Annotated in this window: 28 protein-coding genes; 17 read left to right on the forward strand and 11 right to left on the reverse strand. The window is 58.0% G+C overall.

Going from position 1 to position 24,989, the window contains the following annotated elements:
• From UN63_RS10380 to UN63_RS10410, 7 genes are all read left to right on the forward strand, one after another.
• A partial coding sequence (locus UN63_RS10380; protein ID WP_146084738.1) for an alpha/beta fold hydrolase occupies positions 1 to 503 on the forward strand: 503 nt, incomplete at its 5' end.
• A gap of 137 nt (positions 504 to 640) precedes the next feature.
• Complete coding sequence (locus tag UN63_RS10385) at positions 641 to 1,363, forward strand: ferredoxin--NADP reductase (protein WP_104486692.1); 723 nt, start codon at positions 641 to 643, stop codon at positions 1,361 to 1,363.
• A 103-nt stretch (positions 1,364 to 1,466) separates the two neighbouring features.
• Complete coding sequence (locus UN63_RS10390) at positions 1,467 to 2,183, forward strand: YebC/PmpR family DNA-binding transcriptional regulator (protein ID WP_104486693.1); 717 nt, start codon at positions 1,467 to 1,469, stop codon at positions 2,181 to 2,183.
• Positions 2,184 to 2,558: 375 nt separating this feature from the next.
• Positions 2,559 to 3,293, forward strand: coding sequence for an aspartate/glutamate racemase family protein (locus tag UN63_RS10395; protein WP_104486694.1), 735 nt, complete (start codon positions 2,559 to 2,561; stop codon positions 3,291 to 3,293).
• Between the two features lie 132 nt (positions 3,294 to 3,425).
• Positions 3,426 to 4,814 (forward strand): NCS1 family transporter, encoded by a 1,389-nt coding sequence (locus UN63_RS10400; protein ID WP_104486695.1) that lies wholly within the window; start codon positions 3,426 to 3,428, stop codon positions 4,812 to 4,814.
• A gap of 85 nt (positions 4,815 to 4,899) precedes the next feature.
• On the forward strand, positions 4,900 to 5,694 hold the full coding sequence (locus UN63_RS10405) for an aspartate/glutamate racemase family protein (RefSeq protein WP_146084739.1): 795 nt from the start codon (positions 4,900 to 4,902) through the stop codon (positions 5,692 to 5,694).
• 192 nt (positions 5,695 to 5,886) lie between these two features.
• Positions 5,887 to 6,588 (forward strand): GntR family transcriptional regulator, encoded by a 702-nt coding sequence (locus tag UN63_RS10410; protein ID WP_104486696.1) that lies wholly within the window; start codon positions 5,887 to 5,889, stop codon positions 6,586 to 6,588.
• A 103-nt stretch (positions 6,589 to 6,691) separates the two neighbouring features.
• Here UN63_RS10410 and UN63_RS10415 read toward each other — a convergent pair whose 3' ends face one another.
• Positions 6,692 to 7,561, reverse strand: a complete 870-nt coding sequence (locus UN63_RS10415) for a LysR substrate-binding domain-containing protein (RefSeq protein WP_104486697.1) — start codon at positions 7,559 to 7,561, stop codon at positions 6,692 to 6,694.
• A 166-nt stretch (positions 7,562 to 7,727) separates the two neighbouring features.
• Between UN63_RS10415 and UN63_RS10420 the strand changes: the two genes are divergently transcribed.
• Positions 7,728 to 8,579, forward strand: a complete 852-nt coding sequence (locus UN63_RS10420) for a bifunctional allantoicase/(S)-ureidoglycine aminohydrolase (RefSeq protein ID WP_104486698.1) — start codon at positions 7,728 to 7,730, stop codon at positions 8,577 to 8,579.
• Positions 8,580 to 8,633: 54 nt separating this feature from the next.
• Here the strand turns inward: UN63_RS10420 and UN63_RS10425 are convergent, their stop codons facing one another.
• Entirely contained in the window at positions 8,634 to 9,503 is an 870-nt protein-coding gene (locus UN63_RS10425) for a pirin family protein (RefSeq protein WP_104486699.1), read from the reverse strand.
• Positions 9,504 to 9,520: 17 nt separating this feature from the next.
• On the reverse strand, positions 9,521 to 10,123 hold the full coding sequence (locus UN63_RS10430) for an FMN-dependent NADH-azoreductase (RefSeq protein ID WP_104486700.1): 603 nt from the start codon (positions 10,121 to 10,123) through the stop codon (positions 9,521 to 9,523).
• Positions 10,124 to 10,192: 69 nt separating this feature from the next.
• On the opposite strand from UN63_RS10430, the gene UN63_RS10435 reads away from it, so the two are divergent.
• The gene (locus tag UN63_RS10435) at positions 10,193 to 11,110 is read left to right on the forward strand and encodes a LysR family transcriptional regulator (protein WP_104486701.1); all 918 of its coding nucleotides are present in this window, start codon (positions 10,193 to 10,195) and stop codon (positions 11,108 to 11,110) included.
• A 91-nt stretch (positions 11,111 to 11,201) separates the two neighbouring features.
• Here UN63_RS10435 and yjjG read toward each other — a convergent pair whose 3' ends face one another.
• On the reverse strand, positions 11,202 to 11,894 hold the full coding sequence (gene yjjG, locus UN63_RS10440; RefSeq protein ID WP_104486702.1) for a pyrimidine 5'-nucleotidase: 693 nt from the start codon (positions 11,892 to 11,894) through the stop codon (positions 11,202 to 11,204).
• A 190-nt stretch (positions 11,895 to 12,084) separates the two neighbouring features.
• Between yjjG and UN63_RS10445 the strand changes: the two genes are divergently transcribed.
• The 7 genes from UN63_RS10445 to cyoE all read left to right on the forward strand — a co-directional run bounded on the left by UN63_RS10445 (position 12,085) and on the right by cyoE (position 18,587).
• Entirely contained in the window at positions 12,085 to 12,693 is a 609-nt protein-coding gene (locus UN63_RS10445; RefSeq protein WP_104486703.1) for a LysE family translocator, read from the forward strand.
• A gap of 214 nt (positions 12,694 to 12,907) precedes the next feature.
• Positions 12,908 to 13,321: a hypothetical protein gene (locus UN63_RS10450; protein ID WP_229793487.1), complete on the forward strand. Its 414-nt coding sequence runs from the start codon at positions 12,908 to 12,910 to the stop codon at positions 13,319 to 13,321.
• A 239-nt stretch (positions 13,322 to 13,560) separates the two neighbouring features.
• Complete coding sequence (gene cyoA, locus UN63_RS10455) at positions 13,561 to 14,424, forward strand: ubiquinol oxidase subunit II (protein ID WP_181068226.1); 864 nt, start codon at positions 13,561 to 13,563, stop codon at positions 14,422 to 14,424.
• 1 nt (position 14,425) lies between these two features.
• On the forward strand, positions 14,426 to 16,411 hold the full coding sequence (gene cyoB, locus UN63_RS10460; RefSeq protein WP_104486706.1) for a cytochrome o ubiquinol oxidase subunit I: 1,986 nt from the start codon (positions 14,426 to 14,428) through the stop codon (positions 16,409 to 16,411).
• Positions 16,411 to 17,052, forward strand: coding sequence for a cytochrome o ubiquinol oxidase subunit III (cyoC, locus tag UN63_RS10465; RefSeq protein WP_104486707.1), 642 nt, complete (start codon positions 16,411 to 16,413; stop codon positions 17,050 to 17,052). Before cyoB ends, cyoC begins: the two co-directional genes overlap by 1 nt.
• Positions 17,049 to 17,372: a cytochrome o ubiquinol oxidase subunit IV gene (gene cyoD, locus UN63_RS10470; protein WP_104486708.1), complete on the forward strand. Its 324-nt coding sequence runs from the start codon at positions 17,049 to 17,051 to the stop codon at positions 17,370 to 17,372. The genes cyoC and cyoD overlap by 4 nt, the downstream gene beginning before the upstream one ends.
• Positions 17,373 to 17,699: 327 nt before the next feature.
• Positions 17,700 to 18,587, forward strand: coding sequence for a heme o synthase (gene cyoE / locus UN63_RS10475; protein ID WP_104486709.1), 888 nt, complete (start codon positions 17,700 to 17,702; stop codon positions 18,585 to 18,587).
• Between the two features lie 75 nt (positions 18,588 to 18,662).
• Here cyoE and UN63_RS10480 read toward each other — a convergent pair whose 3' ends face one another.
• Entirely contained in the window at positions 18,663 to 19,043 is a 381-nt protein-coding gene (locus UN63_RS10480; protein ID WP_104486710.1) for a VOC family protein, read from the reverse strand.
• 198 nt (positions 19,044 to 19,241) lie between these two features.
• Between UN63_RS10480 and UN63_RS10485 the strand changes: the two genes are divergently transcribed.
• Positions 19,242 to 20,597, forward strand: coding sequence for an MBL fold metallo-hydrolase (locus UN63_RS10485; protein ID WP_104486711.1), 1,356 nt, complete (start codon positions 19,242 to 19,244; stop codon positions 20,595 to 20,597).
• A 15-nt stretch (positions 20,598 to 20,612) separates the two neighbouring features.
• Here UN63_RS10485 and UN63_RS10490 read toward each other — a convergent pair whose 3' ends face one another.
• The 6 genes from UN63_RS10490 to UN63_RS10515 all read right to left on the reverse strand — a co-directional run bounded on the left by UN63_RS10490 (position 20,613) and on the right by UN63_RS10515 (position 24,868).
• Positions 20,613 to 21,779, reverse strand: coding sequence for a glutathionylspermidine synthase family protein (locus UN63_RS10490; protein ID WP_104486712.1), 1,167 nt, complete (start codon positions 21,777 to 21,779; stop codon positions 20,613 to 20,615).
• A complete protein-coding gene (locus tag UN63_RS10495) occupies positions 21,779 to 22,393 on the reverse strand; it encodes a DUF1190 domain-containing protein (protein WP_104486713.1) in 615 nt (204 codons plus the stop codon). The genes UN63_RS10490 and UN63_RS10495 overlap by 1 nt, the downstream gene beginning before the upstream one ends.
• Before the next feature lie 9 nt (positions 22,394 to 22,402).
• On the reverse strand, positions 22,403 to 22,819 hold the full coding sequence (locus UN63_RS10500) for a DUF350 domain-containing protein (RefSeq protein ID WP_104486714.1): 417 nt from the start codon (positions 22,817 to 22,819) through the stop codon (positions 22,403 to 22,405).
• 304 nt (positions 22,820 to 23,123) lie between these two features.
• Positions 23,124 to 23,771, reverse strand: coding sequence for a YjfK family protein (locus UN63_RS10505; protein WP_104486715.1), 648 nt, complete (start codon positions 23,769 to 23,771; stop codon positions 23,124 to 23,126).
• A 12-nt stretch (positions 23,772 to 23,783) separates the two neighbouring features.
• Entirely contained in the window at positions 23,784 to 24,470 is a 687-nt protein-coding gene (locus UN63_RS10510) for a PspA/IM30 family protein (protein WP_104486716.1), read from the reverse strand.
• On the reverse strand, positions 24,467 to 24,868 hold the full coding sequence (locus tag UN63_RS10515) for a DUF2170 family protein (RefSeq protein ID WP_104486717.1): 402 nt from the start codon (positions 24,866 to 24,868) through the stop codon (positions 24,467 to 24,469). Before UN63_RS10515 ends, UN63_RS10510 begins: the two co-directional genes overlap by 4 nt.
• Between the last annotated feature and the right edge of the window lie 121 nt (positions 24,869 to 24,989).

Below are 24,989 nucleotides of genomic sequence, written 5' to 3' on the forward strand. Positions count from 1 at the left end.
TGCAGGCGCCAATGCGGGTGCAGAGCCTGATCACCCTGGCCAGCTCACCCCGGTTTGTCGCCGAGGCCGACTGGCCCGGCATCAAGCCCGGGGTGCTGGCGGCCTTTGAGCAGCAACTGGCAGAGGATCACCGACAGGTGGTCAATCGTTTTCTGGCGCTCCAGGCCATGGGCAGTGAGCATGCCCGGGAAGATATTCGTCAGCTGCGCGAGAGCCTGGCCGAAAAGCCGGCGCCGGACCCGGCAGCACTGGCCGCCGGTCTGACACTGCTGGGAGAAGTGGACTTGCGATCCCGCTTGAACCAGCTGCAGTTACCCATGTTGCGATTGTATGGTCGGCTCGATGGCCTGGTGCCGAAAAAAGCCATCGCCTTGGTGGATGCGTTGCTGCCGCACAGCCAGAGCCATATCGAACCCAGGGCGTCTCATGCGGCCTTTATTTCTCACCCGGATGCCACCGCTGACAGAATCCGGACCTTCTTGCTCAATGACGGCGGCCGGTAAAGGCGGTCTGACCTATAGTAAGGGCTCGGTTATCATCTGTGGCTCGATGTGATTAACCGGCGTTGCCGTAGCCCGGAGAAGCACGCCGGCATCGAACTGGATATTGAAGCCTGAGCCGGGTAGAAGGAGTGTCGGTCATGGCCGGTTATCAGCTCAAACTCAAGCGCAAGCAGCAGGTTGCCGAAGGTACCCTGGCATTGTATTTCGACAAGCCCGATGATTTCAGTTTCAAGGCCGGTCAGTGTGTCCGCCTGGGGCTGATTGATCCGCCCGAAACCGACGATGAGGGCAACGCTCGTATCCTGTCCCTGGCTTCAACCCCCGCCGAGCCCGAACTGATGGTGGCCACCCGCATCAGAAGCAGTGCCTTCAAGCGGGTGCTGAGCACCCTGATGCCCGGGGCCGAACTCACCCTTAAAGGCCCCTACGGGGATTTTACCCTGCCCGCCGGCCCGGCCCGAGAACTGGTATTCATTACCGGCGGTATCGGCATTACGCCGGTCAGAAGCATGCTGTTGCAGGCCATAGTCGAGAACCAGGGCCGGCAGATGACGCTGTTTTATGCCAATCGCCGGCCGGAAGATGCCGCCTTTCTCGACGAGTTGACCCAGGCCTGCGGCGCCGATCCTCACTGTACCCTGGTAGCGACCATGAGTCAGGCCGAGCAGTCGGCACAACACTGGCAAGGGGAGCGCGGCTATGTAGACAGGGCCATGCTGGGCCGCTATCTGACGGATGTGACCAGGCCCGTTTATTATCTGGACGGGCCGCCCGGTCTGGTGGCGGCGATGAAGAGTATGCTTGTTGATGCCGGTGTCGCCGAAGATCAGCTGCGTACCGAGGAATTTGCCGGTTATTGATGATTATTGGCAGTAAAACCGGGCGGCAGGGGACAGGAAAATAGATCTGCCGCTTTTCTGTGTGTAAAATTCAGCCTCTTCCGATGAACAACGAGACCATCCCATGGGCAGAGCCTACCAGAACCGCAAAGAATCCATCGCCAAGACGGCGAATGCCAAGAGCAAGGTCTACAGCAAGTACGGCCGTGAAATCTACGTTGTAGCCAAGTCCGGCGGCGCCGACCCAGACGGCAACCTCTCGTTGCGTGGCCTGATCGAGCGCGCCAAGAAAGATCAGGTACCTGCCCATGTCGTCGAAAAAGCACTGCAAAAAGCCACCAGTGGCGCCGGCGAAGACTTTTCACCGGCTCGCTACGAAGGCTTCGGCCCCGGCAACTGCCTGGTGATAGTGGATTGTCTGACCGACAACCCGAACCGCACCATCGGTGACGTGCGCCAGTGCTTCAACAAGGTCAAGGCCAAGATCGGTACCTCGGGCACCGTCAGTCACATGTTCGATCACTGCGCCATTCTGGTTTTTGCCGGCGATGACGAAGACGCCGTGCTGGAAGCGCTGATGATGGCCGACGTGGATGTGACCGATGTAGAGCAGGAAGACGGAAAAATTACCGTATTTGCTCCTCACACCGAATACTTCAAGACCAAGCAGGCGTTAACCGAAGCCTTTGGCGACATCGATTTTGAAGTAGATACCATTCAGTTTGTGCCCCAGAACACCGTTGAAGTGACCGGTGACGATGTGGCCCAGCTTGAGCGCTTCCTCGACATGCTGAACGATGTGGACGACGTACAGAACGTGTACCACAACGCCGAGTACTGAGCCGGCAGCGTCCGCGACAGAGCAAGCGATGATTGAGAGAACCCTCCACCATGGAGGGTTTTTTTATGCTCGGAATACATGCGTAAGATCACATTTTCGATAACAAACAAAAATAATATGGTGCACAATTTGTGGCCCACCTGACTCTCTTTTGTCTTGTGTAAGGGGGCTTTATGTATATGAGAGTGTTCATAATTTAGTTATTAATCATGGTAATAGGTTCGTGTTGGGTGAGGCGATAAGGAAGCGGGATGAGCCTGGTCTCAAGATTTGCCGCATAAAGTTGTGTTTAAAAATGTTTACAGATCGTTAACGACTGATCTATTGTTTGATCGTTAACAATAACTTTGCTGATTCGTAAACAAGGAGCGCGCAGTGAGAATCAAGATCATCAACCCCAATACCACCCAGTCGTTTACCGATGCGCTGCAAAAGCTGGCCGACAAGGTGGCTCGACCCGATACCGACATTCTGGCGGTCAGCCCGGCCAGCGGCCCGGCTTCCATCGAAAGCTTCTACGACGAGGCGCTGTCGGTACCCGGCGTGCTGGAAGAGATTGCAAAAGGCGATCGGGAAGAAAATATCGACGCCTATGTTCTGGCCTGTTTCGGCGACCCCGGTCTCTATGCGGCCCGGGAGCTGACCGACAAGCCGGTACTGGGCATTGCCGAGGCGGCCTTTCACATGGCGGTGCTGAGCGGTGCCTGTTTCAGCGTGGTGACCACGGCGCCCCGGGTGCGCTTCATGACCGAGCACCTGGTCAGCCGCTACGGCTTTGGCGAGCAGTGCAAAAAAATCCGCACCACGCCGATGCGGGTACTGGATCTGGCCAACTCGCCGGATGAAGCCATCGCCAAGGTGGTTGCCGAATGCGTGCGAGCGCGGGAAGAAGACCATGCCGAAGCCATAGTGCTGGGCTGCGCCGGTATGTCCCAGTATCGGGAGTATATCGAACAGGAAATCGGCATTCCGGTAATCGATGGCACAGTGGCAGCAGTCAAACTCTGTGAGGCCATGGTGGACATGAAACTGGGTACCAGTAAGGTGCTGACCTTCAACTGGCCCCGGCCGGAAATGGCTCACCCGGGGCGACAACTCAATATCGCCTGAGGATCTATGCGATATCGTGACAGGCAGAGCGCCTGCCTGTTACAACACATGCACGGCTCAGGGTAGCCGGCAGAGGAAGGCGGTGGCGGTGACAAGCTGCCACTATAGTGATGGAATACCGAGGACACACCAATGGCAATGCAACATGCAAACAGCGAAAGCGCCATTCCCATGAATAATGGCACCCAGCCGGCCGGAGCGGCCAGCTCGCACGACAAGAAAGCCGGCGAAGAATCACTGGCACCGCAGAAGCACAGGATCATGGGGCGGTTTTCCTACCTGCTGGCCTGGTTCGGTGGTTGCGTCTCTATCGGTACCTTTACCATGGGTTCCAGTATCGTCGGTACCCTCAACTTGCTGCAGACCTGTGTGGCGATTGCCATCGGTTGTTTTGTTATCGGTATCGCCCTGGCATTTAACGGAGCCGCCGGTTACAAATACGGCATTCCCTTCATGGTACAGGCACGGAGCGCCTTCGGCTTTGCCGGTACCCGCTTTCCGGGGCTGGTGCGGGCGATACCGGCCATCGTCTGGTACGGCTTTCAGAGCTGGATCGGCGCCGGCGCCCTGAACGCGGTGTCTGCCACCCTGTTCGGTTTCGATAACCTGGTGCTCTACTTCGTACTGTTCCAGTTTCTGCAGATTGGCCTGTCTATCTTCGGATTCCAGGGCATCAAGTGGCTGGAGAACATCGGCAGCGGCTTTATTCTGCTGGCGCTGGTCTACATGTTCTACAGCGTGATCGATCGTTACGGTGAAGAAATCACCACCAACCTGGTGAACGTCGAAGGTACCTGGGGTATGCCATTCTGGGGTGCCACCATGCTGTTCCTGGGCATCTACAGCACCATGATGCTGAACGTCAGCGATTATTCCCGCGAATTGAAAGAAGGCACCAAGCCGGGTCTGCTGACGGTGATTTACGCCATGTCCATCCTGCCATGCACCCTGTTCATGGGTCTGATTGGTCTGATGGTGTCTGGCGCTACCGGGGTGACTGATCCCATTCAGGTATTCTCCAGTGCCGTCGACAACACGCCGCTGCTGGTCATCACCCTGCTGTTCATCGCCTTCGCCCAGGTGACCACCAACGTGCTCAACAACGTGGTACCGCCGACCTATATCCTGATGGATGTGTTCAAGCTGAAGTTCCGTACCTCCACCATACTGGTGGGTCTGCTGGCCTTCTGCACCTTCCCCTGGGAACTGGTCAAGGAAGAGTCTTCCGCCGGCCTGCAGGTGTTCGTGCAGACCTACTCGGCCTTCCTCGGTCCCATCTTCGCGGTCATGGTGGTGGACTACTTCATCCTACGTCGTCGCAAGCTGGATCTGGACAAGCTCTATGATGAGAACGGCCCTTATAAAGGCGTCAACTACGGTGCCATCATAGCGGCCCTGTCCGGCGCCATGGTTGCCCTGACCTTCTCTTCCGTGTCCTGGTACGCCAGCCTGTTGCCCGCCGGCATCATCTATTACCTGCTGATGCAGTACTGGCAGCCTTGCCAACGCTTCCGCCAGTAAATCAAGGGCCCCTTTCGGGGCCTTTTTTATCGGTGATGGTTCTTTTTGATTGGTAATGATTCTTTATTTCCAGGAGATAACCCTGATGCAGATATCCTGTTTATCCTTGTTCAGATCCGGCAGTACCCGTCCTTGGGCGTTGAGCCTGTTTTTGCTGACATCGACCGTTCAGGCCGGGCAGAATGAGGCGGCCATCACGCCGCCGGAGCAGGAGAACCCCATTAAAACTATCGTATTGATCAATCCCAACTCCAATACCGAGGCGACCGCCTCCATGACCGATCTGGCCCGACGCGAAGTCGGCGCGCGGGCACAGTTGGAAGGCAGGAGCAATGCGACGGCGCCGGCGCTGCTGACCACGCCACAGGACATGCGCGAGGCGGCGGAGGGCGTGGTGGCGCTGGGAGTGGAAGCGGCGGCCGATGAACGGGTAGCGGCGCTGATCGTGTCGGCGTTCAGCGACCCGGGTCTGGAAGAGCTGCGGGCACGGGTGCAGATTCCGGTGTTCGGTATCGGCGAGGCGGTGTTTCATGAGGCGGCCCGTGGTGGCCGGGCATTCGGTATCGTGACCGTGACCCCGGACGAGCAGCTGATAGCCTCTTTTGAGCGGAAGGCCGCCGAATTGGGTTACGCCGAACAGTATCGTGGTACCCGGGTGACGCCGGGTGATCCGTTGGAATTGGTGGCCTCTCCCGACCGGCTCGATGCGGCGTTGGCCACTGCGGTTAAAGCCTCCATCGAACAGGATGCAGCCCAGGCGGTAATCATGGGGGGCGGGCCGCTGTCGGCCGCTGCCATCAGGTTGCAGCCGCAGTTCGAGGTACCGTTGCTGGTGGCGGTGAATGCGGCCGCCCGGGCCGCCGTCAACGCCATCGAATAGCCGTAGACGGGCGAGGTCAAAACGGTGATTATAAGGGGCTCAGGCCCCTTTTTAACGACATGTTGCTTTATTGTTGACAATATATCCCTGTGTTACTCTGTGAGTCATCTACCGGTGCATTGTGCTTCCGGTAGCGGGATACCGACAGGGTGACCAGGGCGCCGCCTTGTCGGACGAAACAGGGCCAAGAGCATGAATAATAAAACCAATAATCTGGATACTGTCTATCAGCGCATCTGGGAAGCGATAGTGGCGCATAAATTGCTGCCCGGCACCCGTCTGAAAGAAGAAGATTTGAGCGAAACCTTTGGCCTGAGCCGGGGCTTCGTGCGCAAGCTGCTGTTGCAATTGTCTTACCACAAGCTGGTGAACCTGGTGCCCAACAGCGGCGCCTTTGTAGCCGAGCCCTCGCCGGAAGAGGCGCGGGACATTTTTCAGGCTCGCCGCCTGATCGAAGCCGAGCTGGTACGCGAGCTGGCCAGCAAATGCACGGTACGCGAAAAAAAGCTGCTGCTGGAACATCTGGAGCGGGAGCATCAGGCGATTGAGCAGGGCGAGCAGAGCCTGCGTATTCGCTTGTCCGGCGAGTTTCATCTGTTGATCGGCAAGCTGGCCAACAAGCCGGTGCTGACCTCCTTCCTGCACGAGATTATTCCTCGTTCGTCACTGATAGTGGCGCTCTATCAGGATGCAGGCGCGCGCAAGGGCAAGGCCCGTCATTCCGGTCTGTCGTGCAGTGAGCATAATGCCCTGCTGGACGCCATTGCCGGCCATCATGTCGACAAGGCGGTGCAGCTGATGATTGACCACCTCAATGAAATTGAAGCCCAGCTGCAGCTGGAGCCCGCCGCCGAAGAAGACGTCAACCTGAAGAATATTTTTGCCGAACTCTGAGCCGGCATCATGATGGATGCCCGCGCACACCGATGAATGAATAACCCTCCCCGTGAGGGTTTTTTTATGTTCGTCGCCGGTGAGAGCCGGAAGATGATCTCCGTTATTGCCGGCAAATGTCGTTGCAGGCGCTGATCAGCCGGTCGGCCAGAATCTTGCTGTGGGCCGACAGCTTGTCCTGGGCGTGGAGGGTCAGCTCCAGATCCGGTACCGGGGGCAGGCCGTCCTGTTCGTTCAAGATTCTATGCTCGGGCGTCACCAGGCGTCGAGGCAATAACGAGACACCAAAGCCCGCTTCCACCGCGCAACAGACGCCGGACAGGCTGGTGCTGACATAGGCCAGCCGCCAACTGCGGCCCAGCCGGTCGAAGGTGTGGGCCATTTCGCTGCGATAGAGGCCCCCGATGGGAAAGGTAACCAGCGGAACAGGATGATTATCAAGATTATTGCTGTGCAGGCTGTCGATCCAGCACAGGGGCTCGGGCCAGCTGGCCAGGCCCGGCACGCTGCCCTGGCGTTGTTTGACCAGGGCCAGATCCATATCGCCCCGCTGAAACTCGCGCCAGATGTCGCTGCACAGACCGCTTTTCACCTCCAGCCTAATGCCCGGATATTCGCTGGAAAAGGCGGAGAGGGTAGGCATGATGGCGTGAGTGGCGAAGTCTTCCGGCACCCCCAGACGTATTTTTTGCTGCTCGGCGCTGACGCTGGTCTGAACCACGGCCTCGTTCATCAGCTGAAGAATGCGGCGGGCATAGCTCAGCACCCGCTCACCCTCCAGGGTGGCGGTAATGTAGCGGCCCTTGCGATGCAGCAGCTCGCAGCCGAGCTGGGCTTCCAGTTTGCGTATCTGCTGACTGACCGTAGACTGGGTGAGGTGGGTGCTGTCGGCGGCACGGGTAAAGCTGCCGGTGTCGACCACGGCGATAAAACTGCGCAGCAATACCGGATCCAGGGTGACATTAAGATTCATTATGTTTCCATCAGTGGGAAATCCACTAGTCGGCATTAAATTATTTAATTTATAAATCATACGGCATTGTTCTACAATAGCGGTGTTCATCATTTATACAGTCATGCCGGACGGCGTGGCTTTTGTCGGCGAGCAGCCGACTCTCTCGTATTAAAGGACAGATACCATGGCCCGTAATACCTATTATGCTCCCAAGGGTGGCCTGCCGCCCCAGACTCAGCTGATCCACGATCGCGCTGTGTTCACTGAAGCGTACGCCATCATCCCCAAGGGTGTAATGAGCGACATCGTTACCAGCTTCCTGCCATTCTGGGATGAAACTCGTCTGTGGGTTCTCGCCCGTCCGATGAGCGGTTTCTCCGAAACTTTCTCTCATTATATAATGGAAGTGTCTCCGCAGGGCGGCAGCACCAAGCCTGAGCTGGATTCCGGTGCCGAAGGCGTTATCTTCATCGTTGAAGGTGAAATGACCCTGACTCTGGAAGGCAAAGAGCATCACATGGAGCTGGGTGGCTACGCCTACCTGCCGCCGGGAGCCAACTGGTCCATCAAGAACAACAGTGGTGAAGCGGTTCGCTTCCACTGGTTGCGCAAGGCCTACGAATTTGTAGACGGCATCGATGTGCCGGAAGCCTTCGTCACCAACGAGAATGACATAGCGCCGACTCCTATGCCGGACACCAACGATGCCTGGGCAACCACTCGTTTCACCGATCCGACCGATCTGCGTCACGACATGCACGTGAACATCGTGACTTTCCAGTCTGGCGGCGTGATCCCGTTCGACGAAACTCACGTTATGGAACACGGCCTGTATGTACTGGAAGGCAAGGCGGTTTACCACCTGAACCAGGACTGGGTTGAAGTGGAAGCAGGCGACTACATGTGGTTGCGCGCCTTCTGCCCACAAGCCTGTTACGCCGGTGGCCCGACTCGTTTCCGCTACCTGCTGTACAAAGACGTTAACCGTCACATGGTGCTGAACTCTTCACCTGCCTATCGCGGCAACCGCAAGTAAGCAGCACTAGCTAATGATTGTAAAAGGGCAGCCCGGGGGCTGCCCTTTTTAGTGTCAGGCCAATCGGCCATGGCGAAAATCTTGCACCGCCTGATAGATTTCTTCTTTCGTGTTCATCACAAAGGGCCCGTACTGCTCAATCGGTTCATGGAGTGGCCGACCGGCAATCAACAAAAAGCGGCTGTCTTGCAACGCCTGAACACGGACCCCATCGCAGTCGTTACCCGTGTTCAATATCGCCATGCCGGGCGCTTGCATGGTTTGCTGCGCCACGCCTATTTCACCCTGATACAGCTGGATAAATGCGTTATGCGCAGGGGGAATCTGTTGTTGCAAATGACTGCCTGCCGGCAGATGCACATCCAGATACAGGGGCTCGGTCATCGGGCGTTGTATCGCACCCTGCACGCCATGGCTGTTACCGGCAATCACACTAATGTGTGCGCCCGAGTCGGTCACCAAACGTGGCAGGCTGGCGGCGTCCAGATCCCGATACCAGGGGGCGCTCATCTTTTCATGGCTGGGCAAATTCAACCACAGTTGAAAACCGGCCATGCGGCCCGCGATTTGCTGCGGCATTTCTGAATGAATCACACCGCGCCCGGCGTTCATCCATTGCACACCACCGGACTCCAGCAAGCCTTCATTGCCTTCGCTGTCGCGGTGCAGCATGCGGCCTTGCAACATGTAGGTAATGGTTTCAAAGCCGCGATGGGGATGGTCCGGAAACCCCGCGATATAGTGGTCGGGATCATCACTGCCAAATGCATCCAGCATTAAAAAAGGATCGAGTCGTTGCTGCAACGCAGCATCCAGATAGCGCGTTAATGTGACCCCTGCGCCATCAGAGGTAGCGCGTCCGGTGATCACTTGCTCAATGGAACGTGAGTGCGAGATAAGGTCCGATGGCTGCAGAGTCGACATGATAAGGCTCCTGAAGGTTATGCGTTTAAGGCCTGACCCAGGTCGTGTTCGGCTTGAGTAAAACCGGTTTGCGCGGCTTGCTCTCCCATGTTTAACCCTTCGGCATAAATAAAGTGTTGGTCGGTAATACCAATAAACTTTAACAGCGTTTTTAAATAAGGCGTTTGGCTGTCTGCCTCGGTGCCGCGATAAATGCCGCCACGTGCAAAACCAATATAGGCTTGTTTGCCTTGCAGCAAGCCTTGTGGCCCCTGTTCGGTATAGCGGAACGTCACGCCGTTCAGCACGACATTATCAATCCAGTTTTTCAGCTGGCCAGAAATGCCAAAGTTATACATGGGCACTCCCAGCACCAGGACATCCGCGTCTTGTAGCGCCTGCACCAGGGCCGTGCTTTGCTCGACTCTGGCTGCTTGCTGTGCGTTACGCTGCTCGGCGGGCGTAAACAAGGCGGTAATGGCCTCGTTATCCAGTGCCGGTGCAGGATGAGTCGCCAAATCAAGCACCTGCACTGTGGCATCGGGATTATTTTCCAGCAACCGCTCTACAATGCGGTTGGCAACGCGAGTCGAGTTGGCATCTGTGGCGCGAGCACTGGCATTAACTTGTAAGATTTTCATTTTGAATGGCCTCCTGAATAAGATGTGATTACTCTATATCATCGACCAATCAATGATTAGGCGGGGTAAATGAGTAACATTGTTCCACTACCAGAACAATTATCGGCGGATGACTTGCTGATCTTCGCGCAAGTGGCGCAGTTACACAGCTTTACTCAGGCGGCCAACCGGCTGGGTCGTCCCAAGTCGACGGTATCCAGGCGTATTACCCTATTGGAAGAGCAACTGGGTGAGCGGCTGTTTGTGCGGACGACCCGACGTATGACGTTAACCGAATTTGGCGAACAGTTGCTGGATCATGCCCAGCACATAACGGCAGAAGTACAGGCGGCCTGGGCGCTGAGCGAACAGCGCAAGGTGCAACCGAGTGGGCGATTGCGGGTGTCTATTGCCAGTGACTTCGCCAACCTGTTTCTGGTCGACATGCTGGCGGCGTTTGTTGCCCTGCACCCCGAGGTGTCTTTAGATCTGGATCTGTCTGCTCGACGGGTCGACTTGCTTGGGGAAGGCTTTGATCTGGCGGTACGCATGGGCGCCTTGCCCGATGATGCCCTGCTCACCGCCCGTCGCCTCACGGTATTTTCCAGCGGTCTGTATGCCGCCCCCGAGTATTTATTACGACAGGGCGAGCCCCAGCAGCCGGAGGATTTACAGCAACACCAGGCCGTGCGTTTACTCACACGTACCGGCGAGCCTGCCATGTGGCATTTGCGTAACGGTGCCAAACAGTGGCAAGGCGTGCCATTGGGGCGTTTAACTGCCAATTCGCCAGAGCTGTTAATGCGTCTGGCCTGCACCGGCGCAGGTATTGTTGAAATTCCGCATCAATTTGTACTAACCAGCGTGCAGGAAGGCAAGCTGCGCCCGGTGTTATCCGCCTGGAGTGCGCCCGAGCACATTGCCTGGGCGGTGTTTCCCGGCCGACGTCTAATGCCCGCCAAAACTCGAGCCTTCATTGACATGTTGCATGCCGCATTAAACGAATAAGGTGTATCAGCCTCTGCCATCGCTTGTTTATGCAGAGCACCTGCACGGTATACGTCTGCATTGTGTCAATAATCTGCAGAGACGGTAAAAATCATCGCGAAAGTTCAACAGACCCTAGCAGCAGCTGCTGCAGTTGGCTCAGAGAGCTCACCTCAAAGTGTGGCGTAATACCTGCGGGTGTGGCGCGACCGGCGCTGTTTAGCCAGCAGGTGTCTATGCCGGCATTCAGGCCGCCCAGAATATCGGAGTGCGGATTGTCTCCCACCATCAGAATCTGCTCTTTCGGCGGGTGGCCCATCTGCTCGAAAGCATGCTCGAAAATGCCCGCATCCGGCTTGGCGATGCCGACCTGTTCCGAGATCACCAGAGTGGAGAAGGCGCTCTGCCAGCCAGCCCGTTCCAGCCGGGTATGCTGCATGGCGGTAAAACCGTTGGTGATGATGCCCAGCTTCGCCTTGCCTTGCAGTGACTGGATCAGCTCGCGGGCTCCGGGCAACAGGGTGCAGATGTCTGCCATGGCAGCGAGAAAGTCGCTGTTCAGGCGTTGAGTGGTCACGGCCAGCCGGTCGGCCCAATGCTGAAAGCGCCGGTGCTGCAGCTGCTCGGCACTGATGTCACCGTTCTGGTAATCCACCCACAGCGGTGCGCTGAGCGTCTGATACTGGTGATAGTCCTGCGCGCTGAAGTTAACGCCAAATGTGGCGAACATCTGCGTCAATCCGGCAAAAGCATCGAAATGAAACAGGGTCTCGTCGGCGTCGAACAGTATCCATTGATAGTGCATGCTTTTATTGCTCCAGCGTATTTTGTGGTTTTTATGGCAGCAGCCAGCAGAAAAGTGTTCAGTGTAGGGATATTGGCCGAGCAAACACAACCGCGCATACAAATTCCGCTTAAACCGGTGCCGGCTTCTGCCTTAAGATAAGCGCTGAGTTTTCAAGGCATTATTTAATTGCGATAACGAGGCGAGAAGAATGGAATTTTCCAGCTGGCTGGCATTGGCGGCCATTTGCGTGATGGGCGCCATCAGCCCCGGGCCGAGCCTGGCGGTGGTGATGCGTAATACGGTAAAGGGCGGCCAGGGCCATGGGGTGCTCACCGCCCTGGGTCATGGCCTGGGGGTGGGGCTTTATGCGCTGATCACCGCCCTGGGGCTGGCGCTGCTGATCACCCGTAACCCCATGCTGTTCGATGTCATCCGTTACGGTGGTGCCGCCTTTCTCGCCTGGCTGGGCATCAAGGCGCTGCTGGCCAAACCCACGACCGATGAGGCCGCCACTACCGAGCACCGGGTACGTGGTCGTCAGGGCGCCTTCGAGGGATTTATGGTGGCGTTCCTGAACCCTCAGCTGGCCATCTTCTTCGTGGCGCTGTTCAGCCAGTTTGTACAGGCCGACACCGGCTGGCAGCAGGGGGGAGTGATGATGCTCACCGCCGGTGGTATTGATGCGCTCTGGTATGTACTGGTGGCGCTGCTGCTGTCGCGCGGACCCGTGCTGATTTGGCTCAAGGCCAGGTCGGGACTGATCGACAAACTGAGCGGGCTGGTGCTGCTGGCGCTGGCCCTGAAAGTGGTGTTGTAGCTAGACCTCATATGAGGCCATTCGTTCGGCACCTGCTGATATTTTCATTTGTTACCAGATGGTTACGGATATTATCCGAGTGTAATTCCATACCCGGGAAGGGCTGCCGAGGTTGTGCGCCGGATCAAAGTTTGGTAGCCTTTGGCGGTTAAATGAGCGGCCCGGTACCGGACCAACTCATCTCCTGAACCTTGTTGCCCGGCGGACCCTGCTGTTGAATCCGATCCTACATCTCACCTTTGCTGATAAATGGCACGACCTGGCGTTGTTGTCCAAATCATGCGTGGACGGATTTGGGGTTCTCGGCGCCATCATGATGCTGGAGCTGGTCGGCGAATGGCTGTTGTCCTGGACCGGACTGTCCGGCGACGTGCTGGAATATCAGGCCCAGTTGGCGGACCTGCTGCCGGCCGAGGCCATCAAGTCTCTGGTGCTCACCAGCCTGCTGGTGTTTGTGCCTCAGCTGCTGCAATGGTTGCTGTTGCTGCTGCACCTGTTGCTGCAGTCGCTGAACTGGCCTCGACTGGGCCAGAACAAGCCCGTCTTTTCCGCTCCCGCACAGCACGACTGTGTACTGCGTGCCGCCAACGGCTGCCGCGCCCCACCTGTTTCCCTTTCCGGGATCTGAATCATGCACATCGCTTTGTTTGTGTTGCTGGTACGCCGTCAGGCGCTGCCGGCCAGGGCTTTTTGACGTTCTGATCCCGCTCCCGGGTATCTGTGATACCCAACATTGATACCAATCTTTGTATCAATAATGGTCTTGTCGCCGAGGGTGGCAAGGTAAGTCCTTGAGGGATAGGGGAAGGGTTCCTTTTGTTTATTCGAAAGCTAATTAACGTACTTCTGGCCGGGACGGCGTCAGTCATGCTGGCCGGCTGCCAGGGCGGCGTGCTTGATCCCAAGGGGCAGGTCGGCGTCGATGAAAAGTATCTGATCATAGTGGCCACGCTGCTGATGCTGGTGGTGGTGATACCGGTGATCGTGATGACGCTGTTCTTTGCCTGGAAATACCGGGAAGGTCGGGATCACGAGATCTACGCGCCCAAGTGGTCGCACTCCAAAAAAATCGAACTGGTGGTCTGGCTGGTACCGATCATCATCATCGTCATTCTGGGGGTCATCACCTGGCGCTCCACCCACGATCTGGATCCCTACAAACCACTGGTTCACGAGAAAGAGCACCTCACCGTCGAAGTGGTGTCGCTCAATTGGAAGTGGCTGTTTATTTATCCGGAACAGGGTGTGGCCTCGGTCAACGAGCTGGCGTTCCCGACCGATGTGCCGGTCGAGTTCAAGATCACCTCCGACACCACCATGAACTCGTTCTTCATTCCGCAACTGGGCGGCCAGATCTACTCCATGGCCGGCATGGAAACCCAGCTGCACCTGATTGCCAACGAGCCGGGTAGTTACGACGGTTTCTCCGCCAACTACAGCGGTGAAGGCTTTACCGGCATGCGGTTCAAGGCCATTGCCACCAAAGACGAGGCGGACTTCGACGCCTGGGTGAACAAGCTCAAGCAGCAGCCCCAGACCCTGAATCCGGCCAGCTATCAGGCCCTGGCCAAACCGAGTGAAAACAACCCGGTGCAATATTTCGGTCAGGTTCAGCCCGGCATGTTCCACCACATCCTGATGCAGTTCATGCATGCCGATCACGCCGGCGACAAGCACGCCGATGGTGAGCATGCCATGGGCGCCAAGATGACCATGGAGACTGAGAAATAATATGTCGTTTCTAGGAAAACTCACACTGGACGCAGTGCCGTATCATGAACCCATTATCATGATCACGCTGGCGCTGGTGGCAATCGCCGGCGTGGCCATTGCCGCTCTGATTACCCGTTACAAAAAATGGACTGTGCTCTGGCGCGACTGGATCACCTCGGTGGATCACAAGCGCCTCGGCATCATGTATATAGTGCTGGCCTTCGTAATGATGATCCGCGGCTTTGCCGACGCCATCATGATGCGTGCCCAGCTGGCGCTGTCGACCAACGGTGCCGATGGCTATCTGCCGCCGGAACACTACGACCAGATCTTCACCGCTCACGGTGTCATCATGATCATCTTCATGGCCATGCCCTTCATGATCGGCCTGATGAACATAGTGCTACCGCTGCAGATTGGTGCCCGTGACGTGGCCTTTCCCTTCCTCAACAACCTCAGCTTCTGGCTGGCGGTGTCGGGCGCGGTACTGGTGAACATCTCTCTGGGTTTGGGTGAATTCGCCAAGACCGGCTGGGTGGCCTATCCGCCGCTGTCGGAGCTGGATTTCAGCCCGGGCGTGGGGGTCGACTACTACATCTGGGCTCTGCAGATTTCCGGTATCGGTACCCTGCTCACCGGGGTCAACTTCCTGGTGACCGTGTTCAAGATGCGCACCCCGGGCATGAAGCTGATGCAGATGCCGATCTTCACCTGGACCTGTACCTGGGCCAACATTCTGATAGTAGCGTCGTTCCCCATCCTGACCGCAGTGCTGGGCTTGCTGACCCTGGACCGTTATCTGGACTTCCACTTCTTCACCAATGAAGGTGGTGGTAATGCCATGATGTATATCAACCTGTTCTGGGCCTGGGGTCATCCCGAGGTATACATACTGATACTGCCGGCCTTCGGCATCTTCTCGGAAGTGATTTCCACCTTCACCTCCAAGCGCCTGTTCGGTTATACCTCCATGGTATGGGCCAGCGGCGCCATCTCAGTGCTGGGCTTCATCGTCTGGCTGCACCACTTCTTCACCATGGGCTCCAGCGCCAACGTCAACGCCTTCTTCGGGGTGATGACCATGATCATCGCGGTGCCGACGGGGGTGAAGCTGTTCAACTGGCTGTTCACCATCTATCGCGGCCGACTGCGGCTGACGGTACCTGTGCTGTGGACCCTGGGCTTCATGACCACCTTTACCATAGGTGGCATGACCGGCGTGCTGCTGGCGCTGCCGGGCGCCGACTTCGTGCTGCACAACAGCCTGTTCCTGATCGCCCACTTCCATAACACCATCATCGGTGGTGCCGTGTTCGGTTATCTGGCGGGCTTCGCCTTCTGGTTCCCGAAAGCCATGGGCTTCCATCTGGACGAAAAACTGGGCAAGGCCTCGTTCTGGTGCTGGCAGATTGGTTTCTACGTGGCCTTCATGCCGCTGTACGTGCTGGGTTTCCTCGGCATGACTCGTCGTCTGAACCACACCGACAACCCGGCCTGGAACTTCTGGCTCTATCTGGCCGCCGTGGGTGCCGTCTTCATTCTGGTGGGCATAGCGCTGCAGTTTGTTCAGATCTATAAGGCCTTCCGCGAGCGTGAGCAAAACCGCGACCTGACCGGCGATCCCTGGAACGGCCATACCCTGGAATGGTCCACCTCGTCACCGCCCCAGTTCTACAACTTCGCCAAGCTGCCGCAGGTAAACGACATCGACGCCTTCACCGACATGAAGGAACAGGGCAAGGCGTACAAAGTGCAGGGGGAGTACCAGCCCATTCACATGCCGAAGAACACCGCCTGCGGTGTGCTGATTTCTGCTGCCGTCACGGCCGCGGGCTTTGGTGCCATCTGGCATATCTGGTGGATGGTGATTGCCGGTCTGGTGGCCAGCTTCGTGATCTTCCTGTGCCGTGCCTATGACAACGACACCGACTATTACGTGCAGCCCGACGAAGTCGAGCGCATCGAGCAGGCCCACCTGCGCAACGTCATGATGAAGGAGGCGTAATGGAAGCCGTATCCATAGATCTCAAACTGGCGCAACAGCACCAGATCCATGATGACCACCAGGCTCATGAAGAACACCACGACACAGGGGGGAACACCCTGTTCGGTTTCTGGCTGTACCTGATGACCGACTGCCTGCTGTTTGCCTCCGTGTTTGCCACTTATGCGGTGCTCTACATGAACACCGCCGGCGGCCCGTCCGGCAAGGACCTGTTCGATCTGAACTTCGTGCTCGGTGAAACCGCGGTGCTGCTGGTCAGCAGCATCACCTACGGTTTTGCCATGCTCGCCGGTCATCAGCATAAACGTGGTCTGACCCTGCTGTGGTTGCTGGTCACCTTCGCGCTGGGTTCGGCCTTTATTGCGATGGAAATCCATGAGTTCCAGCACCTGATCGCCGAAGGCGCCGGCCCGAGCCGCAGCGCCTTTTTGAGCGCTTTCTTCGCCCTGGTGGGTATGCACGGCTTGCACGTGACCGCCGGCCTGGTGTGGATGCTGGTGCTGATGGTCGAGCTGATGAAGCGGGGCACAGGTCCCCGCACTCTGACCCGACTGGGCTGCCTGAGCATGTTCTGGCACTTCCTGGACGTGGTGTGGATTTGTGTGTTTACCGTGGTGTATCTGATGGGAGTAATGGCATGAGCCACAATCATGACGGTGCCGTGCAGGATCACGGCAGCGTAAAATCGTATCTGCTGGGCTTCGTACTGTCGGTGATCCTCACCGCCATTCCGTTCTGGGCCGTGATGACAGGGCAGCTGAGCCCGGGCCTGACGATGGCGGCGGTAGTCGGCCTGGCTATCGTGCAGATAGTGGTACATCTCAAGTACTTCCTGCACCTGAACTTCAGCCTGAGCGGCCGTGAAAACAGTGTGGCCTTTCTGTTTACCGCTCTGGTCATCGTGATGGTAGTAGGCCTGTCGGTATGGATCATCCTCAGTGCCAACGAGATGATGATGTAACCAGTGCGTCTGCTAAATCTGGGAATCGAGGCCAAAAGGTCCGCTCCTCCGACACGCCGTAAACCCATCCCTGGGGGCTCGGACATGCCATCCATGGCATGTCACGGTCGGTGGAGCAGATCCTTTTAGCCTCCTCCTGGACGCTGATGCATCTGATAGAAGGTGAAGGGAACCAGTTCGCCGACCTTCCGTTTCAGGGATGAAACGGGGAGCGTACATGGATGTATTCATCGCGTGTCGGCGGAGTGGGCCCTTTGCCCGACTTCATCGCACGAACAGTCTACTTTCTGCAAGCATAACGGGATCTCGATATCCCAAGGGGCTTTTATGATTCGGCCTTACCTCAAGGTCATCAAGCCGGGCATTATCATGGGCAACCTGATCTCGGTGGCGGGGGGCTTTTTTCTGGCTGCTCGCGGCGACATCGACTGGTCGCTGATGTGGGCCACAGTGCTCGGTCTGTCTCTGGTCGTCGCCTCCGGCTGCGCCATTAACAACTGCATCGACCGTGACATCGACGTTCATATGCGCCGTACCCGTAACCGGGTGACGGTCACCGGCGAGCTGTCCGGGCGGGCGGCGCTGATCTATGGCTTACTGCTGGGTGTGCTGGGCTTCGGCCTGCTGGCGGTTCGCACCAACGGTGTAGCGGTGGGCTTTGCCGTCTTCGGTTATGCGGTTTACGTGGGGCTGTACAGCCTCTGGATGAAGCGTAAATCCGTGTACGGCACCCAGATCGGCAGCCTGTCCGGTGCCGTGCCGCCGGTGGTGGGTTACTGCGCCGTATCCGGCCAGTTCGACGCCGGGGCGGCCATTCTGCTGCTGATGTTCAGCCTGTGGCAGATGCCCCATTCCTACGCCATTGCTATTTTTCGTTACGACGATTATGCGGCGGCGAAGATACCGGTGCTGCCGGTGGCCGAGGGTATCGCCAAGGCCAAGCGCCAGATAGTGCTCTACATCGCGGTGTTCTGTCTGGTCACCGCCCTGTTGCCGCTGGGTGGTTACACGGGGCTGACCTTTATGGCGGTGTCCTGCGCCACCAGCCTGTGGTGGCTGGTGATGGCCTTCAACGGCTATCGCCGGGGTATTGAGGAACAGGGTTGGGCCCGTCGAGTCTTCGTGTTGTCGATCATCACCATCACCGCCATCAGCGTGACCATGGCGCTGGATTTTAGGGTGGTGCCCGATGCCTTGCTGGTATTAAACCACTAACACTTTTCATGTTTCTCCCTTTTGGCCAAAGCAGCTCATCCAACTACTTTGGCCTTTTTTCGAGCTGCTCCCCATTTAGCTCATGGAATGCAGGCCGATCATATTACCCTCGGTATCGACGGCCAGGGCGATAAAGCCGTAGGGGCCGATGGCGAACTTGTCGCGTGCCAGCTGTCCGCCGCTGGCGACTACTTTGTGGGCCTGTTCGGCACAGTCGTCACAGCGAAAATACACCAGGGTTCCACCACCGCCGGGTGACATGCCGTTCATCTGCACCAGGGCGCCGCAGGCGCCGTTACCCTCGTCTTCTCCCGGAAACATCCACATTTCCGGCCAGTCTCCTTCCAGTTTGTCCGGTTGTTCCAGCTTCACGTCCAGCACCGCCTCGTAGAATTTACGCGCCCGCGCCATATCCGCCACATAGATTTCAAACCAGACTACGGCATTACCTTTCATCGTCCTGCTCCTTTATGGGGATAAACCAGAGTTAACTATAGTCAGACACCTGTTCGGTGGCGCTCTGGCCCGGCAACCGGCAAAGCCTGACAAACTGACGGATACTGATAGAACAAGGTCGGGACAGGCGCGGTTTGACAGGCAGCGACAGCGTGATGGTTCAGCCCGATTCTGCATCAGCAACATGAGGGAACCCGGATGAAAATTACCTTTCTCGGCGCGACCCAGACGGTCACCGGCTCCAAATTTCTGGTCAGCAGCGGCGATACCCAGATTCTGGTGGACTGCGGCCTGTATCAGGGCTACCAATGGTTACGCGAACGCAACCGGCAGCCGTTGCCGCTGGATATGCGCAAGCTCGATGCCATAGTGCTGACCCACGCCCACCTGGATCACTCCGGCTATATTCCGGTGCTGTACCGGCAGGGCTATCGCGGGCCCGTTTATTGCCATCCCGCCACCCAGGCCCTGTGTGGCATTTTGCTGCCGGACAGCGGTCATATTCACGAAGAAGACGCCAAATTCTACGCTCACCATAAATTAAGCAAGCATGAAAGACCCGAACCCCTGTATGACCGGAAAACGGCAGAGAAGAGCCTGTCGTTGCTCAAACCGCTCGAGTTTGATCGCAAGCTGGATATTGGCTCTATACGGGTACATCTGCAGCCTGCCGGTCATATTCTCGGGGCCGGCAGTCTGATCCTCGAAGCCGAAGGCAAGCGGGTGGGGTTCTCCGGCGATGTGGGCCGCCCGAACGATCTTTTCATGCGGCCGCCGCAACCCTTGCCCGAACTGGATTTGCTGTTGCTGGAGTCGACTTACGGTGATCGCCGCCATGAGGACACTGATCCCTTCGATCAGCTGGCAGAGCTGGTCAACGACACAGTGTCCGGCGGCGGTGTCATGCTGATCCCCAGCTTCGCCGTCGGCCGGGCGCAGACCATGCAGTATCTGCTGACCAGGCTGATGCTTGAGGAGCGTATCCCCCGGATGAAGGTGTTTCTCGACAGCCCCATGGCCATCGATGTCAGCGGCATCTATGCGCGCTTTGCCGACCAGCACAAGCTGAGCCATGGCGATTTTCAGCAGATGAATCAGGCTATTACCTTTACCCGCAGCATGGATCAGTCTCGGGCGCTGGCCGACGAGGCCCACCCTCACATCATCATTGCCGGTAGCGGCATGGTTACGGGAGGGCGCATTCTCCACCACATGAGGCGGCTGCTGCCCGATCATAGAACCACCCTGGTGCTGACCGGTTTTCAAGTGGGGGGTACCCGAGGAGCCAAGTTGTCGCAGGGAGTGGAAAGCGTAAAAATTCACGGTGACTGGGTGCCCAACCGCGCCCGTATCGAGATGCTGCACGGACTGTCGGGACATGCCGATTATGTGGAGCTGCAGCAATGGCTGGAGGCCTCGGCGCTGACCGCCGACACCCGTATTCAGTTGGTGCACGGCGAACCCGAAGCGCTGGAAGCGATGCGTGATCACCTGCGCCGCACTACCTCTTATCAGGTCGAAATCGGCGAATATCAGCGTGTTTTAACGCTGTAGGCGGCTATTTGCCGCCTAGCCGAGAATGATATGGGGCAGGTAGCGAGACAGATCCTGGGTGATGAGGCCGGTATCTTCCCGCACCGCTATGCCGGCGGGTTTATCGTCCACCAGCCAGCTGCCGATAAGAGCGTGGTTGTCGCCGAATTTCGGCAGCGGGTGCCAGGCCTGCACTATAAAGCCTTCTTCACCATAGGGACCGTCCACTTCCGCCACCAGCTCGCCGTGGCGCATCACGCTGATGTTGGCGCCCTCGCGGGAAAACAGCGGTTTCTGCACATATTCCTGCAGCGCGCTGCGTTTGGGATCGTCGCCGAAGTAGGCGGGCAGCAGGTTGGGATGGTCGGGAAAACGCTGCCAGAGCAGGGGCAGTAGCGCCTTGTTGGACAGCACCGACTTCCACAGCGGCTCCAGCCAGTTGACCCGGCTGGAGGCCAGATGTTCCGCATACTTCTCCCGAAACATGAACTCCCAGGGGTAGAGCTTGAACATCCAGTCGATGGTGTGGCTGTCGGTGTCGGTCAGCCAGCCGCCTTCGCCCAGACCGATGTCTTCGATATGGACGAAAGCGGTGTCTAACCCCGCTTCGAGGGCGCAGTCTTCCAGATACTGTACCGTGCCCCTGTCCTCGATCGACTCCTTGCAGCATGAAAAATGCAGTCGCTGGCCCGGATAATGAGCGGCCATACTCGCAAAGCGGGCCACCAGCCGCTCCTGCAGCAGGTTGAACTGATCCGCGTCCCGGCGCAGCCGGCCGGCATCGACGTTGTCTTCCAGCCACAGCCATTGCCAGAAGGCGGTTTCGAACAGGCTGGTGGGAGTATCGGCGTTGTTTTCATACAGCTTGGCCGGGCCCCGGCCGTCGTAGGCCAGATCCAGTCGGGAATAGAGGCTGGGGTCTCGCCGTTGCCACGAGTCGAGTACATCCTGCCAGCGGGCCTCGGGAATGCGGCAGCGCCGAAGAAGCTGTTCGTCGCGCACCACCTGGTCCACCACTTCCAGACACATCTGGTGCAGCTCGGCGGTGGGGTCTTCTATGTCCCGCTCTATCTGCGCCAGGGTGAACTGGTAGTAGGCGGTTTCGTCCCAGTAGGGCTCGCCATACATGGTATGAAAACCAAAGCCCAGTTGTTCGGCCTGGGCGCGCCAGTTCGGGCGCTCTTTATGGCTGACCCGCAGCATCAGCCGCCCCAGCCCCGGGAGCGACTGCTGCTTTTGTTGCTCTTCCAGCTGCTCTTGGCCTGAGCGGACGAGCCGAAGCCACCGCGCGAAATGGTGCGGGTGACCTTGGGCTTGGGTGCCAGCGCCTCTTTGCCGACCGACATGCGTTTGCCGTAGCTGGCCTTGCCCAGCCGATGGCCGTTGGCGGTGCTCCACTGGCCATAGTAGGGCGAGTAGGGGTTACGGGAGCTATACACTGGGGTATGAGAATAGCGGTTGCCGTCCAGCATGCGCCCGAACATGAAACCGGCCATGGCCGGCATGAACCAGCTATTGCCCTGATACTGATAGGGCGTGCAGCTGCCGCCGCCGAAGTCGGCTTCGCAGTCGTTGCGGCTGTCGTACTTGGGCGCGGTTTCTGCCGACTCGGCCAGCGCCTGCTGATAGGCGGCTTGGCATTGCTCGGCGAGATCGGGGTTGCTGTTGCGGCAGTCATCCTGTGACTGATAAACCTGCACCTCGGTGTCGCTTTGGCCGCAGGCACTGAGCAGCACGGATCCGGCGATGGCCGCGCCCACCGGTTTGCCGATGCGATCCGCCATGCGAGAAAGCAGCTGACGTTTGGAACGTTTCATAGGGCCTCCTCAGTAGGTGATACAGGCGGCGTTGAGCAGCCCCACGGCGATCGACAGGCCGCCAACCACGGCGCCGGCCGAGACCTGACCCTCGTTTATGCGTTCGGCGATTTTGGGCAGAAACACCAGTCGCACCAAGGCGAATGCCAGCAGCTGGGCCACCAGGGCGATAAGGCCCCAGACCGCGAAGTCCAGCAGCGATACCGAGTTGGCGGCGGCGCTGGCGACCGCCAGCGAGAAGCCGACAAAGGCGCCGACCAGGGCGATGGCCGCGGCCAGGTTCTGATCTTCCTTGATCAGCTTCCATTCATCCCAGGGGGTGACCAGTACATAGAGCCACTTGAACAGCAGTAGCATCAGAATGGACAGGGAAAAGTACAACAAGAAGGGCCCGAGGCCCGAGAGTGAAGTGATTAAAGCGTCCATAAGTATCCTTTTATTCCGTTCTGAAAATGAAAAGCTGCAAATTGCTGGCAGAATCTGCCAGGCGAAGCAGCAACAGGGTTATCTCCTTCGACACGCTTCAAGCCTATCCATGGGACGCTCGTCAAATGCCTTCCATGGCATTTGACGGTCGAATACGGCAATCCCTGTTGCTGCTTCGGGTTGCATCGGTGTTGTCTGATCAATGCTGACACCTGTAGCTGCCGCTTTAGCCGGAAGGGCTTGCGCAGCAAGCCGGTGACAACAGCGTCGCCGATGGTTTCGCGCCAGCTAAAGCGGCGCCTTGTCAGCTCACAAACCTGAAATCGGTCGGGCTCAGATCGATGCCGGTAGCGAATATCAGACTGCGTTCGGCGCGCTGGTGCAGAATTTTTTCTTCCGCCGCCACCATCAACACCTCCACTTCATCTTCTGTGTCTGCGAGCGGCCGCTCGTAGATCATCACGAACTGATCGGTGTCGCTGCGGCTGCCGTCTTTGAGCCAGGTGGTTTCGGTCATGGCCACCGGCCGGGTGTTGTCCCAGGCCTTGGTGAAGACCTGACCATCCAGACTCCACTCCGGTTGTACCAGCTCACTGTCGAGCAGCCTGTTCCAGGCGGCATCGCCGTCTACCGGCCGGGTCTGGTAAAAATACCAGAGCTTGACCTCGGCCACGCAGTCGTCGGTGGTGCCGCCACTCAGCAATACCTGAACAAAGCCGTCGTCGTCGGTATAGAAACGCAGCAGCTGATGGCTTTCGTCCAGAATGACCCGGCCCACGGCCTGGATGATCTGGGTGCTGGCCGCGCCCTCGAAGGTCACCTTGTCGTTGAGCAACGACAGCTTAAGCGCATCCAGCTCGAAGCCGCCGCCCAGGCGCAGCCCCAGTACTTCCGGTGCCGGTTCGGCCTGAACGGACGGCGGCTGCATTTTCTTCTTCAGCCAGTCAAACATCTTATTTACCCATTATTTGCCCAGAATGCGGGCCAGTTCATCCTCGGCGCCGGCAGACTGGCTGCCGGTAATGCCGGCGGACTTCAGCTTCTGCTCCAGGGCGTCGCCGCTTTCGCTGGCGGCGCGCTCGGCGGCCACGTCCAGCTCGGCCTGGCGCTGGGTCTGCTTCTGCTTGATGCGATCCAGCGATTCTACCGCCGTTGTCATCTTGGTGTTGGCGCCGCTGTGGCGGGACGATACCGCCGACTGGGCCTTTTGTACGCTTTCGGTGGCCTTGACCATGTCCAGTTGCTGTTCCAGCTGACGCAGGCGGCCCTTGGCGGTGGTGATGTTGTTTTTCAGGCTCTGCTCCGAGGCGGCAAACTGGTCGACGTAGCTCTGCTCGCCGTCCTGCTCGTTTTTCAGCTCGCCAACTCGCTGGGCACATTCCAGCGCCAGCTCCTTGTTGTCTTTGGTCATGGCGGCGCGGGCGTGAGCTTCATATTCCGCGATGCTGGCTCCGATGGCGTCCACCTTCTGTTTGGCCAGCTTGCGCTTGGCCATTATGCCGGTGAGGGCCTCGTCGGAACGGCGCAGTTCCTGTTTGGCTTCGCGAATTTCCTGATCCAGAATGCGCAGCGCCTGGCTATCGGCCACGGCCTCGGCGGCTTCGTTGGCGCCACCCTTGATGGCGGTCACCAGTTTTTTCCATACGCTCATGCGGTTACTCCTTGCAGATAGTCCTGATACAGGTCGAGAAAGGCTTCGGTATTGCGGAACAGGGTTTCCACCTCGATCAGCACGCTTTCTTCCTTCGAGCCGGCAGAGAGGGAGCCGAAGGCGATGTAATAGTCATCACCGTTGATCTTGCTGATGCCGATAGTGGTCAGCGGAAACAGCTGATGGGTACGCAATACGGTGTCGTTGAGCGTGGCGGCGTCGGTCACCTGGGTGGCGGGAAACAGCAGGGTCTCGACGATGATCTGCTCGCCGGCTACCGCCAGATAGGCTTCCAGCCCCTCGGTACTGGTGATCAGCAGTGAGTCGTTTTCGAGCTTGCTCTGCCAGCCTTCGTGGGTGGCCAGCAGGCCGTGCAGCTGTTCTAAAGTCCAGGACATGCAGGTACTCCAGTGTTGGATGGGAATCATGAGAATGGGTAATAACTGCAGACAAGATAGAACAAAGTTGGTTCCGAAAGCCACCCTCATTCGCCCATCGAGTGTGCCGAGGGGGCCCGAA

Origin of the sequence: Oceanisphaera arctica, assembly GCF_002936955.1 — a bacterium.
Classification (GTDB): Bacteria; Pseudomonadota; Gammaproteobacteria; order Enterobacterales; family Aeromonadaceae; genus Oceanimonas; species Oceanimonas arctica.